The following is a 14,261-nucleotide window of genomic DNA, read 5'->3' as shown; positions in this document are numbered from 1 at the left end:
GATTATGCAGCCAGCTCTCCCTCGTCAGGAATCTCTTCCCATCGGGCAGGCCTCGCGTAGCTGAGGTTGGAGTCAGTGTTCTTGGACACGATGATAACGGAGTCGGTTGTCCGCTCAGCAACCCGGGTGGATTTCCAAGGAGTGACCAGAATCACGTGCAGCCCCATTTCCTTGAAAATGTTGAGCACTTTTAGAGCACGCTCATCAGACGTATTAGAAAAAGCCTCATCGATAACAACGGTGCAGTATGCCGGCGTAGAGAATCCATCCGGAGTGAGTACATAAGCCAGACTAGCGGCTACGATCACGCCAGCAAACGCTTCTTTCTCACCCCCACTAAGACTTTCAGAAGACCCTAGATAATTCACTACATCGCCATTATTGACATCTATCTCTTCAGCGTAAAACGTTCGTTGGTAACGAGGATCGATAATCTCACTAGACTGAATATTCCGTGAATTACACGCGTCTTCTAGCTGCTTGATTACCGCGCCAATCGCAGAAAAACGCGCGTCAGTGTCTTCGCTGCCGCGCAACTGACGAGCGTGCCGGGTCAACTGCTGAAGGTGGACCGCATTACCTTTTACATGCTTTTCAGCCACAATCTTTAGGTATGTGCCATCTTGAAACTCAGTTCGCTTCAAAACGCCATTGATGGTCTCAATTCGTTCGTCAATTTCGGCGTGCTCATGCTCGATCTGCGCCAATACTCCTGTCAGGCTCTCGTCAGTCTGACGGTTTAGTAGCTCCTGGAATGCATCCCTGAACTCCGGAAGCGCCTCCTCCCGGAGCCCCGTAAGGTAATCCAGGTAATGCTGAACACAGGTGTCATCATCTTTGTCCACACCCCATTCTGACGAAATATGCTCCCAGCGATCAGTGAAGCGCACCATGCAGGTGTTGATAGTGTTTCCGCAGCGGTTGATGATGTTAATGGCTGTAGCGAGGCCATTTTCCAGTTTTTTACGGACATTGTCAGCAATTTCGTGCGCCCGGGTGTAGTTGTGGATGGTTATCAACTCAGTACTGGAAGTCAGAATACCGCGCGCTTGGTCCGGCACCCCGTTGGAAGCCTTTTCAAGTGCCTGGCGGAAAGCACTTGAAATCCTGTCCGCCTCAGAACGAACTGATGCGCGGTCGGCCACGCACTCATTGACACGATCCTTCGCCTCATCCCGGGCGACTTTACAGTCTGCCAGCTGCTGCTGGATCGCCTGTAAGTCTTCGCGACGATCCAAAAATGCATCACGCTCTGCAGCCAGAAACTCTCTCCTTGTTAATTGGTGCTCTACATCGATGTGGGTCCATTCAAAAGACATCAGTTCATCCAATCCATTACGAACCATCTGCGCTTTAGCGACTTTCTGACCAAACGATTCCTTTTCATTCTGGCAGTCAGAGTACTCCACCCCAAGGGCTTGAAAGCGCTCTTTACGCTCAGCCAACAGTCGGGTGTTATCAAATCCGAGGCACCAGTCCCGCGTATCCGTGATGGGGCGCCGGTCGTCCTTGTCCAGAGAGCCATATTTCCAGTGTATGGCCCCCTCCCTCGTGATTGAGTAGGCTCGACCGCCCAGTTCGTCGCCGTCTTCAACACAGTGGAGGTCTACTTCAGCCATATAGTGCTTAAGCCAGTCACTATATTCATGGCGCTTCCACTTGATCTTAAGTAGGAATCCGTCATCTTTGAATTTCGCCATTCCCTTGATGTCAGCCACCTTCTCCACGCTAAGCCTGACACCAAGATGACGGGTATTCATCCATACAGCGGTCTGGCGGAACAAGGATTCGGGTACAAGTAAGCGCAATTTATGACGCCCCAAGGCACGCTCGATGGCGCCTTGCCACGCCATTTCGCCATCTTTCACCTCCATCAACTCCGCGGCAAAAGGCAGAATTTCTCGGCTCAACCCAAGAGTCTGACAAAGATCATCTCGACACTGCTGTAAGCGCACATCGACACTGGAATGCTTTCTGGACTCGATTTCACGAATCTCTTTAGAGAGTGACTGCATCTCCTCCGACAAGTTATGTAGATGTGCAGCCTTCGCGATATGGCTCGTCTCGAATACCTTCAATTCTTCGTCACACTTCTCGATCTTCGCCGGCAGTTCAGTGGCTCGATTCAGGAACTCTACTTCTGAAATTTCTTCTCCATAGCCTGCAACACGGGCATGTTTGGTATAGCGTACCCTGGCCTGTGTAACCTGCGGGATAACGGTATCATCCAGCGATTTGATCTTAGCTTCGATTACCTGGATTTCATTGCCGCCACTTTCAGCAAACTGTGCCGTTAAACGGTCATGATCTTCCTGAATATCCTTGAACTCACGTTCAGCCTGCTGGACAGCTGCTTCCGCGTTCAACACTTGGATATCGAGCTCGTCTTTGATCACCTGCAAAACTGCTGCAGTCTGTTCTGCCAAAAAAATATCTAGATAATTCTTAGCACTGGTAATAGATACTTTCTCCAAGTGAGCCTCATTACGGGCTGTCACGGCGTCGGGCATATTTGCCAATCGCTCGTCCTGCTCACAGGCCTCTACCAACTTTTCATGACTGTCCTTCAGGGCTGCAAAGCCATCAATCGCTGTCTGTGCAGCTGCGCGCACCTCGCTGGGCTCCAAAACCAGGTCCCGAAGTAACGATGTCAGGTTGGAGACCTCCTTCATGCCCATCGCCCTAGCTAGCAATCCGGGTGCATTGGGGTTCTCCACCCCTAACAGCATTAATGCGGACTCGTGATAGTCCCTAAACGTAGAAAATGGCTGTGTCGATGGCTGGTCAGACAGATATTCCTTCAGCCCACGCGGCCCCTTGTTCCCGGCTCCTTTGAGTATGCCATCTGGGTCTAGGCCCGTCCGCGACGTAAAGTAAATTCGGGCAATATCCTTGGATTGATTCGACACTCCATTGATCCAGAACATGGAGCCAAGCGAGAGTTCATTTCCGTCTTCATGGTCGTAAACAGCTAAAATCAGTGAAGCCGTAGCCCCAGGGCGGAGACAAACAGAGCGTGAGCCTGAGCCATCACGTTCCTGGGCATAGGCCCCGCGGATATACGACATAAGATCTCGGTCAGCCGCCCTCTCCTTCGCAGCAGCTGCGTTGTAGCGAATACCGTGAGTCGGTGTCAGTAGCGTAAGATGGGCGTCCAGGGCTGTTGTTTTACCGGCGCCAGTCTCCCCCGTAACGACTGTGCCATTGGGGCTGAAATCAAACTCATGAAGGTCGCTAAAGGAACCCCAATTGTAAAGGTAAATCTTGCTGAGCCGAACTTGGCCCTGAAACAGGTCTGTTACCTCAACAGAGTCGTTTGGCGCGAAGTTATTCATCGCTGTCATCCCCCTCCACAATATCCTGTCCTGCCACAAGATCTAAGCCCCGGTCTATAGCCAACTTTTTCAACTGCTCAATGATGTGCTCCATCTCGCTTGCAGTCACAACGTATCGCAGTACTGGCGTAATCTGAAACGCGTCATCATCTCCGCGTACCTTGCGAATGAAACGCTTGTCAATGAAGTTTTTGAGTGCTGAGCGTACCCGGCGTTCGTCGATGCTTTCGCTATTGGACTTTGGAAGTATCGCCTTGACTCCGGCGACCAAGGTGTCCACATCGATCTTGGGCTGTGTGACGCCGGCGATGTCCTGAGCGAGATAAAATTTCCTTAGATATACCAGGATGACGCTGTCTTGGAGTGAAAGGGACTTCCGGCTTATCAAGCTAGCATGGGGTAGTTCCGTATCTTCCTGTAGCAGGATATAGAAGCCCCCTATCAGGTCATGCTTCAACTCGAGGAAAAATTGCTTGTAAGTGCTCGAGGCCAACTCACGGTTTTGACTGACCGATTTGAATAAGTCAGGATTTTCATCTTCATATATCAGGCCATGCTTCAATAGATAGGTAACCGCCTGACGATACTTGTCCCACTCCTCTTGAGTTAATCCGTAGACTTCAGAACCCTCAGCGTTGGAAAAAGTCGATTCCACAGACGATGCGCCTTGAATCGCGCTGTCCGTATCGGGCATCTCTATATCAAAGTAGTGAGCGCCTTCTCCTCCCAGGTTTTCGTTGCTGATATCGTTCATATCAATATTTCATCGCTATTAACGGGCATAATGTCTCGACTAAACCAATATCTTGGGAAATATCCAAGGTAGCGCCGATCACCATTGCTGAATTCAATGATATCCTCACCCTCCAAGAGGGGGGCCTGGTACTTAAGTGCGATCCGAATATAAGTAAGGGCTTCTTCAAGCCCACGGGTAATAGGCTGCTTTTCAGCGACATCAGAGATGCTCATAGGGCCATGCTGATCGAGTAATGTGGCGAGTCTGCGAGCGATCTTGGTCTGGTTTACCCCGCGCAATTTGGCCGCCAACTCATCGGTGATCTCGCCTCCGGTGGCTGCTACGGTGTAGGAAGACGTGTCGATAACCGACTCAGGCCCCTGCGCCCTGCCCGATAGTGGGGTAGTTCGCTCCATCTTTCCGGTGGAGGGTGTATATCCTGTATCAACACCTCCTCTGACACCGTGGTCAAACAGTTGCTGCGATACCGAGCTGAACTCCTCAAAGAGTTCATCCATGCGGTGCTTTTCACCCCCGACGCCCGCCTCAAGAAAGGCCCGGAAGTTCTGATTGATGGTTTTACGGCGGGTAAAGACCCGCTGGCTCTCCTGATTGAGGTTCCGCTGAAGTCTTGTTAGCGCCTTTTTTTGCTCCGGTGATAGGTATTCATCGGGCGTATATTGGCAAATCGTCAGTAGACGGTCATTGAACTCATCGGCCCGGATGCTGTTGGACAACAAGTCGTAGAACCCCTCAAAGGCCTGGCCTGATTCAGATGCAGACAAAGCCTGCTCACCCTCAAGACGTGCCTGCATCGCAACACCACGACCACCACCCTCCTCGGCGATCCGCCGGCGCATTTCCCGATCCATATCGATGTGGTCATCATGGATCAACGAAAAGTCCCGGCTCAACAACATGGCTTGCTTATACAGATTGCGAACACCCTCCCGATGACGGGCTGGTGACAACCGCTTTTCCAGGCCGGCGTCTAATTCAGACAGCTTCAACTCAAGTTCTGCTATCTGGGCCTGATACTGCGTTCGCTTTTGTTCAATATTTGGGGAAAGTTCGATTGCCAATGACGCCGCCATAGACTGAACAACGCTTAGGTGGCCTGCGCTGGCCCCACTATCGCGCTGCTTTTTGTTCATTGATGTAGCAAATCGAATCGCCGTCTCGAATGCATCGGTCGGCATTATCTTGTCGGACTCCTCCCTCACCCAGCCGTACCGGACCCACTCCCGAACATAATGGCGGGCAGAAGTATCAGAATCACCCAGGCGGCCAGCCGCCCGCAATTCGCCAATCAAGCCCTCGAGCCGGACATAAATCTTTGGAAGTTCCTGCTCCCGGCTTTCCTCAAACGCATCCTGAAGAAAAGCGAGAATCCACCAGGCGTTGGAACTGCGCAGAAGTACCCAGGAAGGGTCTTCGGCGCTCATGCGCTCAAATATCGTTAAGGATTGACGTAATCCCATAGGTCATTGCAAGTTGCTGTTGTGGAGCGGGCTACTATTCATTAGTTCGAGGATCTGGGCAACGCTGTATGCTCCCACATGTCGATTAATCAGGCATAACCGAGAATTCGACGAAATTTTGCGTAGCAACCGGATTGACGCCTAGTCCCTGTCAAACCAGGGACTCAAGACTCCGTACCCATACACGTACGCCAACTTCCGTGCGCGCGTCAGGCTCACGTAGACTAATGCCCGCTCTTCATTTTCTCGCTGGCGCCTGGTTACCGGGTCCGCAGCCCCATCAACAACAAACTCCAACGGAACGAGCCCACGGTTGGTCGAAGCCACGAATACAGTATCGAACTCCAATCCTTTCACCCTGTGCATGGTCGCGAGGTTAATCGCACCCTCAGCTGTCTGGGCGCTGCGACCATCCAGGACATGACAGCTTTGTTGCCTGCTCTCCAGACTACTTTTCAGCGCGTCGACTTCTTTCCTGGTACGGGCTATCGCGCAGCAAGCCTCCGGAGCGAACTTGTGTACTGAGATTTGCTCAACGATCGCCTCAGCCTGCTCATCGATTGAGGCAAAGCAATGAATCTGAGGGGCAGGACCGTGCATCAGCGAGTGGTAAAAAGCCTGGCTGTCCTCGCCACCATCCAGGTCGTCGACTGAGATGCCCTCCAATATACCCACCGCCAACCTGCGGGTCTCATCGGTCGTACGGTAATTTACTTTCAGCCGCGCACTGCGCCCACGGATGTCGATACCACACTGGCCCAACACCACCTTGTTTTTGCCATAGATTCGTTGGTGGCCGTCACCGACGATGAACAAGTCATTCGGGCCAGCCGGAACAAGAGCCCGGATCAGCATAAATGCCTGGGTTCCCATGTCTTGGGCTTCATCAACGATCACCGAACACAGCGCTGGTCGCAGATCTGGCTGGGCTTCCAACAGGGTCCTGGCGTCGCGATAGGCGTCATCCGTTTCCTTGAGGTGATTACTGGCGAGCAAGTGCCGATAACGCTCAAAAACCGGCCAGATATCTACCCGTTCCTGGCGATTCAGGCGGGTACCGCGGCCGATTCGGGAGGCCTTTTTATACTCCTCGACATTCCCGATGGACTGGGGCTGCACCACCCGGGCCCATTCTTCCTGGAAGAAGGCCATACTCAAGGCAGAGCTGGCGGGCTTTTCCGAATAGGCTTGCTCCCAAAGCCGCCTTTCTTCCCGGCTATCCATAAGAAGTCCGTAGTCATAGCCCTGTTTCTTCAAAAAGCTGATTACCCAGGTATCCAGGTTGATGACTTCGATACGTTGGAGGGCATCCTGCGAGCAGATTTTGTTCAGGTTCTGCTGGATGTCGGTGGCAAGATTGCGGGTAAACGTAGTGAAGAGCACTTTGTTCTGTTCGGTTGCTACGTTCTCGACGAGCCACTTGGCACGGTGCATGGCGACTACCGTTTTGCCTGTACCTGCTCCCCCCAAAACGCGAACCGGGCCGTTCTTCTTGCCAATGGCCAATCGTCGCTGCGCGGGGTGCAGAAATACCCGCCACTTTTCCAAAGACTGGTTTAGCACTGCCTTCAGAGCTTCTTCGTCTTCCGCGACGGCAAAGTGTGCCTGCGACTCAGGACGTGCGAGGGCAGCAATGAAGTCTTCTGTATCCACAGCTTCCGGCTCTGCCGGGACCACCTCGTTGTACGCTTCCTCAAAGGTCGCGCCCGCCAGCAGCATAAACAAGCCCTCATAGGCATCAGGGGGAATCTGATCCCGATCGCGGGCGTTCTCCAGGTCTGCCTCGATACGCATGGAGCGCACGAGTGGAAGGCTGTCTTCGGGCACACCGAGTTGTAGCAACTGGCGATCCCGCACAGCGTCAAACAACCCTGGCTGATCCGGTATACCAGACGACTTCGATCCTTCACTTTGCACGCCCTCTTCCACCGTGTACACCTGTACGCTGCCCGTGCTCGGATTAATCTCCACCTTACGCTTGGCAGCCCAATGATACGCAGGCTCATGGTGGTCCACGTAGAGCATCAGGTACAGGTCTTCTTTTTCCGCCGCGGCGAGAATGATACGGACGTCCTGGTTGGCACGAATTGAGCGGAGTTTGTTGTCTTTATAGGCCGTCAGTTTCTCGTAATGCAGTCCGCCATGCTGTGGGTCTTGCTGGAACAGCATCACCGCTTTATTTGCCTGGCTCTGCTCATTGGGCGTCAGCTTCAGCAGGCTGTTAAAGTACTTGTCGGAGAAGGCCACACTGACCATGTCAGGCTCCTGTATTCAGTTCGTTGATTGCGGGGACCAGGTCATCAATTGATGTGCAAACACGCCAACCCAGCGACTCAAGCCGGGTCTCGATAGGTCGCTGTTCTTCCATTAGAAATACGACCTTCTCGTTTTCGAAGGCAATTTCAGCGAGCCCGATAACCTCTTCATCTGCATCCAGGATGTCATCTCCCACGAGCGGCACGCTGGGCCAAGCCACATCAAAGGATCGCAGCTGACTCGCTATCTCGGAATCCAGTAAGTCATACCAACCCGGTTCGGTGCTGAGCTCCTCCGGCTCGCCACCCGCTAGCGTGGGTGTCGGCCATAGTAGGCCAGCCGCAGTGCCATCATGTTTCGACTGGGGCGTAAAGCCGTAGAACACCGGCAGGAATTGCAGAAAGTTGACTGCGGCCCAGAACCGTTGCCATTGGTAGAGGGCATGCTTTTCTTTGCCCTGCTGGAGGTCGTAACACAACGTAAACATCGCCTGCGCGAGGTCGAAATTTGTCAGCAACTCATTTCCAGCGAGTAAGTTCAGTGTTACGGAGGCAGCACCCTTTACGTCCTGAAATTCCACCTCTCCCGCTAAAACAACCGACTCAGGCTGCAAATCGACAAAGGCAGCCGGCAGTCCACTCAAACTATCTATCACGCGGGATCTCACCTCAGAATTCGCCAGCGCTTGAGCCGGAAGACACTGCAAGGCAAAGAAAAGTGCCTGCTGCGCCAATGCTTCTGCATCCTGGTCTGCCAGGAAAAACATCAACAGCTCAAAAGCAGGCTTATTCAAGTGCTGCGCATGATTTGTGATCCCGCTCTTGCGGGCCAGTTGCGTCACTGCCTGGTGGTTATGTTCAGGAGACGTCAGTCCAGTGGGGAGCGGTACATCCATGGCTTTGTCACCGAGCACCTGATTCACGTCATACCAGTTCAGACTCCAAACGACATACCCTGCACGCATCAGGCTCTGGCGCTTCAGCAGGTCCGTGCTGCACTTCTTGTCATGGTACTGATACCCGTCCAGGAATATCGCCACCGGCTTGTGCCCTGCATGCACAGGCCAAAGTACATAGTCCGGGCAGCTGGCGAACTGCACGCCCTGACCCGCACCAAGGTCAACCTGTGGCTCCATTTCATAGGAGAGAGCCCCGATGGTGACCCGATAGCCCACCTTGCCATGTACCACATCCTTGATGACACGGACCCGCTGCTCCCCAACGCACTCCAGACCAGAGAACTGGGCCATCGCTTCGGGGAAACGTTCCTCGAGTTCGCTGCCAGCCCAGGGATTGGCCTTGAGTGTGCTCAACGATTGTTCATTCTGCACCCACGGCTTCTCACGCTCGACGATGTCTTTCAGCATCTCCAGCGCAATGGACTTGCGCGTACTCTCCATGCCGTAGGCATTACGGTATTCCAGCAAGCAGCGATAACAGCCATCCATGGTGTTCTCGTAGCAATCGCAGTCCTGCATGACTTCATAAGCCATACGAAACACTGACTGCATGTTCTCAGCCTTGCTCAGCAATTCGTGCAGGTAGCCGGTACCGCCGGGTACCGAGTCGTACAGTACGATGAAATGGCGGCGTTCATCGCTATTCCCCAGCGGCTCGCTCTGGTGAGCCACCCGAAGATGATCCACCTTGCCACCAAAGCGGCGCTTCAAGCCAAGCTGAAGTGCAGCCACGAATGAGTTCACCTGCTCATCTGTGCCGCCAGAAGCCAGGCGGGGCAACAGGATACGCAGCCCTTCCGAGGCGAACTCCCGGTACAAATACAGGCAGTTTTCAATGCCGCAATCTTCGGTGCCATTTGCCAGCTTTCGGGGGCCGCGGGAAAAACTGCAGCTTTTTAGATGTTTCGCCTCGCCGCGGTGTGGTTGCACTGAGCCGCATTCCCGGCAGACCGGGAAACCCGAGCGCTGCAGGTGCTCCCCGGCCACATCGAAGAACAGGTCTTCTCCATTCCTCCGCCCGAAGTTCACCTCCAGAAACCGGGCGGAGCGAATGAACTCGAAGCCAAAGGGTCGCTCCTGGTCGTCCAGGACCCAGGTAATCGCCACGTCGGACGGCGCGAAATCGATCAGCATCTGCTTGTTGAAGAACTCGGGTTCACGATCATCCGAGTAATCGTCCAGCTGTGAGTCTTTAGCGCTGGTAAAGGCGTAGACCTGCGTCATCTTGAGCATCTTGGTGCGAGCGCTTTCGTCGCTCCACTGGATAGTCTGGCAGCGAGGGCAGGTGTTCTCCCCGTAGCCGGCCGCAGGATTCTCCGCTGCAGCGGAGTAATGACAGCGAGGGCAGAAGCGCCAGTCCTGAATATTGCGGCCACGGGCAGTCTCTACCCGGGATATCCCGACGCGACGATTGCCGGCATAAAAGACTGCATCGGGCGCCAGTTCCGTCAGCGCCGCCTGGGCTGGACGCTGATATTCGTATTCGCGTTTGATGTATTCGCGCTCGGCACCGTCGCCCGTGACTGTCTTTTCTGAGCGGAAGATCACCGAGTGCAATGTTGCCCCCTCTTCGGGGAAGGCATAGTTGGGCAGCAGTCCTTCGTCAGTGAAGAAATTCAGTGTCTCGCGTTTGTTGAGGCGTACTCGCAGGCTACGATACCCTGCGGCCTCTCGCTCCAGCTCAATTATCTCGTCCTGCGTATGGTCGTCCTGTGGCTTGCTACGCAGTGCGGCAATAGCCTTGTCCAGATCCTTGGCTGCATCGGCAATTTGCTTGCGTTCGTCAGCAACACGCTTGAGGCGCCCCAGTACATACAGCAGCAAGTGATCGTCCGGATACTGGGGGCCACCGAACAGGTACTGGCGCAGAAGCTCACGATCCTCCTCACCAAGCTCTGTGGCAACGTGACTGCAAAAGCCGTCCCAGATTTCCTGCATGTTGTGCTTGAGGTAGTTCAGCAGGGTGTAGGGGAAGTTGTCTTCCTTTACCTTCTCCACGGCGTCCAGCACAGGCTGCATGGTGGCCGGCACCTGGTTATCGCCCCTGGCAAAGCGCGTCCAGCAGTCCATCGCGTAGGCCAGTAACTGCCGGCGCAATACATGGCGGGCCTTGAGGAATACGGCGGGAGGCTCGACAGGAGTATCCAGCATACGGCCGGGATCGGCATAGAACACGAGGTCGTGGGGCCGGCCATTGGCCACGGTGAGCGTAAAGGCGTTGCCGTCCCGACGGCCGCCGCGGCCTACACGCTGCAGGTAGTTAGCCTGGGCCGGAGGCACTGAACAAAGCAGGACGCTGGACAAATTGCCAATATCAATACCCATCTCCAGTGTCGGAGTGGCTGAGAGCAGATTGTACTCCCAGGGCTTGTTCCCATTGATGAAGCTCTGCTCCACCCTCTCGCGCTCGCTGGCCGCCAGCAAGCCCGTATGTTCGTGGGCGATTACCCGGTGAATCTCCCCCTGACGATAGAGGTTGCGATACAGCGACTCCCGTACCGGAACCTGCCTTTCGTAGACGGCGTCAGGTCTGGCCGCGCTCAACATCGGCAGACCCAACCAGCTCTCCGCCTGTGATGCAGGCACATGCAGCGGCCGATACCCCGGGCACTCCACCGCCGCAATCGCTGTGGTGATGGCCAGTTGTGCGGGATCCAATACCCAGAGCTTGACGCCCCGATCATTGAGCTCCTGCTGGGCCAGACCTGCCTCACACAGGGCATCGAGGCTCGCAGCTAAAACTCGCTCCAGTTGTTTCTTATCGACCAGGACATCGGGGTTCAGGCAGGCAAGCCAGCGCGCATACCAGGATTGCCCCTTGCTGCTGTCCAGCGGTTCGTAACCTTCACCTTTGCCTTCCGCTGGGCATTTTGGCCGAGCGGAGCCGGGGCCCAACCTCGGGGTATATGTCAGGAATGACAGGAGATAGGCTTTACCAGATTTCTCGCGGTAGTACTTCAAGTCTTCCAGCCCGATCGCCCCCATGTGGACAAGGTGCTGCACCAGGCCGGTCATGTAGGCGAGCGCCCTATCGCGCTCTATTCGATAGCCAAGGCTGTTGTCCACCGTCTCCGCCCAAGCATCGGCAGCACTTGCCACTTTATCCTGGGGCCACTCCAGCGCGGCGACTCCCACCCGATGCAGGGAGCGACCAATTTCCGAGCGCCAGGCCAGATCTTCCAGCGCCTGCCAGAGAATACGCTCGCGAATCAGCTTGAGCAGCGGATCAGGCTCACGCACCTGGCCGGACTGCTCAAACTGTTCAAAATCTGCTCGATAGCGTTTGTCGGGGGGCATAAATTCGCGGAGGTAGGCGGCTACTGGCAAACGCCCCGTGTGTGCGGAGTGGTGTAGCCAGTAATCCTCGAAGCTAGCCGGCAGGCCCAGTAACGGCACAGCCTGTGACGCGTTCTCCAGCATCTGAGCCAGCGCCATGCGGATGTTGTTCTGCCAGGTGCGCGCGGCAAAGAAGCCGGCACGATGAGTGGCATCCTGTACCGAATCGCTGAAGGTGAGCAATTTGCGATCATCGTTATCGCGGCTGCTGAACAACTGGTGGATGGCTACCGCACTCAGACTGGCGGCCCGGGCACCGAACACCACCAGGGCTGAACGCGCCGCGCAGAAGGGGCAATCGTGCTCATGAATTATACGGTTCACATTGCCCTGCCGTACTTCCTTGAGCATGTTTGGTCGGCTAACCCGAACCAGTGCGTCATTGTCAGCCTGGCAGCCTTTGCAGTTCCCGGCGTGATCCAATCGCGCTGTCGTGCCGCATACCCGGCACACGCGAAAATGATCCAGCAGCATGCCGCCCGTCGACTGCGTCTGCCCCGGCTGATAAGGCAATAGAAGCGCAGTCTCCTCGTGCTTACCGAAAAATGCGGGGTAGATCTGGGATAGATCAGCCTCGATCACCTGGTCGGTCGGGTGTCCCCCACCCATGCGAGTCAGCCAGGCAGTGCCGTGACATTCGCGGCACTGTACCAGTGGCAGCCTTACCAGCTGCTGCTCTCTAGGGGGCTGGTCATCGCCAAAGGACAGCAGCGGCGGCAGGTGCGCCCCACTCTCGTTTTCATCCGAGCCTTCCAGCAACCGTGGCGGCTCGCGCAGGGTGCCGACGATACGCCGCAGCTCGCGCGACCAGAGTTGCAGGCGCAGCTGCACGAATGGCTGCCCGGTTTCCGCGCGCGCGTGGGCCAGCAGCGAAAACAGCGCGACCAGGACAAGCTCCGGGCGGCGGGCGAAACGCTTTGGAATTTGCGCGGCGAGTCTGCCCACCAGATCACTAAAGGTCGGGGTGCCATTGCCGAACTTGAGTTGCCGTAGCAGGTTGGCCAACTGGCCATGCTGTTTAAGCGCCGACCCCAGTTGAATTCGCGCCGGCATGCTCATCAAATCGTCTGAGGAAGCGCTACAGAAGTACAGTTCATAGGCGGCGTGAAGGTATTCCGCCAGCCCTTCGCGCAGTGCGCTGTGCAATTCCTCTGGACCAATTTCGGGGTTCAGGTTGAGATAACCAATATTGTCGAGGAACTCCGCATCGCTCAACCGCTGTTCGGTGATGACTGCATCGCGACGGAAAGCGCTGGAGAAAATGTCCGACGCGTAGTTGAGTAGCCCCGCGGCACTTTCCTCCCCACCCAGGGTTGCAGACGTGCCAACACAGATGAGCCGCTCCACCGGCATGTCGAAACGCGCGCGTAAACGGCGGATCAGCAAGGACAAGTCCGTCCCCTGGGCCCCGTCGAAAGTGTGCAGTTCATCTACTACCAGGTAGCGCAGTGTTTCCGGACCATTATGCAGCCACAGCTTCTGGTCCTTCGGGCGCATCAACAGGTAGTCGAGCATCTTGTAGTTGGTGAGCAGGATATCCGGTGGATGGGAACGCAACGCATCCTTGTCGGTGATGACATTATCCGGCCCCATGACCTGGGTGCCGTGGCTGTCCCCACCCACGAACAGGCCGACGCGCAAGCCCTTGAGCGCCGCCTGCCCGTGAATGATCTCAGCGAAGCGCTTGGCCTGGTCCGTGGCCAGCGCGTTCATCGGGTAGATGACAATTGCCTTGATGCCAGGCTGCCCGGCGCGCAAGCAGTGATCGAGTACTGGGTAAAGGAAACACTCTGTCTTACCCGAGCCCGTACCGGTTGCAACCAGGGTGTTCGCCGCAAGCCCGTCTGAAGTCAGGCGCTGCCAGGCTTGTTCCTGGTGGGCGAAAGGCGGGTGTTGGGTCTGGAAACCGCTGAAGAAGTCGGTACCGGATGTACCACCCAGGAACGGGAGACCTAGCGATACGTAGGGCCCCTTGAGGAAGGCTTCGCCGTCCTGCTGCTCCTCAACCAGGCGCTGGAACTCACCCTTGAAGGGTGCGGTTTCGGTCTCGAAGCCGGTGATGATGAATTCGCGCAACGCGGCGGCGACTTCGCTGGCTAGCAGGCCAGGGATCATGGGTAGTCCTTACCTCAGTTCTTATAGAGGGCAATACGCTTTTA

At 55.5% G+C, this 14,261-nt stretch carries 5 protein-coding genes; all 5 read right to left on the bottom strand.

The window, feature by feature from the left end; translation table 11 throughout:
* Positions 1-2: 2 nt before the first annotated feature.
* Entirely contained in the window at positions 3-3,335 is a 3,333-nt protein-coding gene (locus tag E4634_RS16255) for an ATP-binding protein (RefSeq protein ID WP_167854942.1), read from the bottom strand.
* Positions 3,328-4,089 (bottom strand): DUF4194 domain-containing protein, encoded by a 762-nt coding sequence (locus tag E4634_RS16250; protein ID WP_135445706.1) that lies wholly within the window; start codon positions 4,087-4,089, stop codon positions 3,328-3,330. The genes E4634_RS16255 and E4634_RS16250 overlap by 8 nt, the downstream gene beginning before the upstream one ends.
* Positions 4,086-5,516 carry a DUF3375 family protein gene (locus tag E4634_RS16245; RefSeq protein ID WP_167854941.1) on the bottom strand — a complete coding sequence of 477 codons (1,431 nt, stop codon included), beginning with the start codon at positions 5,514-5,516 and terminating at the stop codon, positions 4,086-4,088. The genes E4634_RS16250 and E4634_RS16245 overlap by 4 nt, the downstream gene beginning before the upstream one ends.
* Before the next feature lie 177 nt (positions 5,517-5,693).
* Entirely contained in the window at positions 5,694-7,808 is a 2,115-nt protein-coding gene (locus E4634_RS16240; RefSeq protein WP_135445704.1) for a UvrD-helicase domain-containing protein, read from the bottom strand.
* Position 7,809: 1 nt separating this feature from the next.
* Complete coding sequence (locus E4634_RS16235) at positions 7,810-14,217, bottom strand: DEAD/DEAH box helicase (RefSeq protein WP_135445703.1); 6,408 nt, start codon at positions 14,215-14,217, stop codon at positions 7,810-7,812.
* Positions 14,218-14,261: the final 44 nt, after the last annotated feature.

It is taken from the genome of Mangrovimicrobium sediminis (genome assembly GCF_004745945.1).
Classification (GTDB): Bacteria; Pseudomonadota; Gammaproteobacteria; order Pseudomonadales; family Halieaceae; genus Mangrovimicrobium; species Mangrovimicrobium sediminis.
Note: the sequence above shows the minus strand (reverse complement) of the source record. Positions and strands in the feature narration are given on the sequence as shown.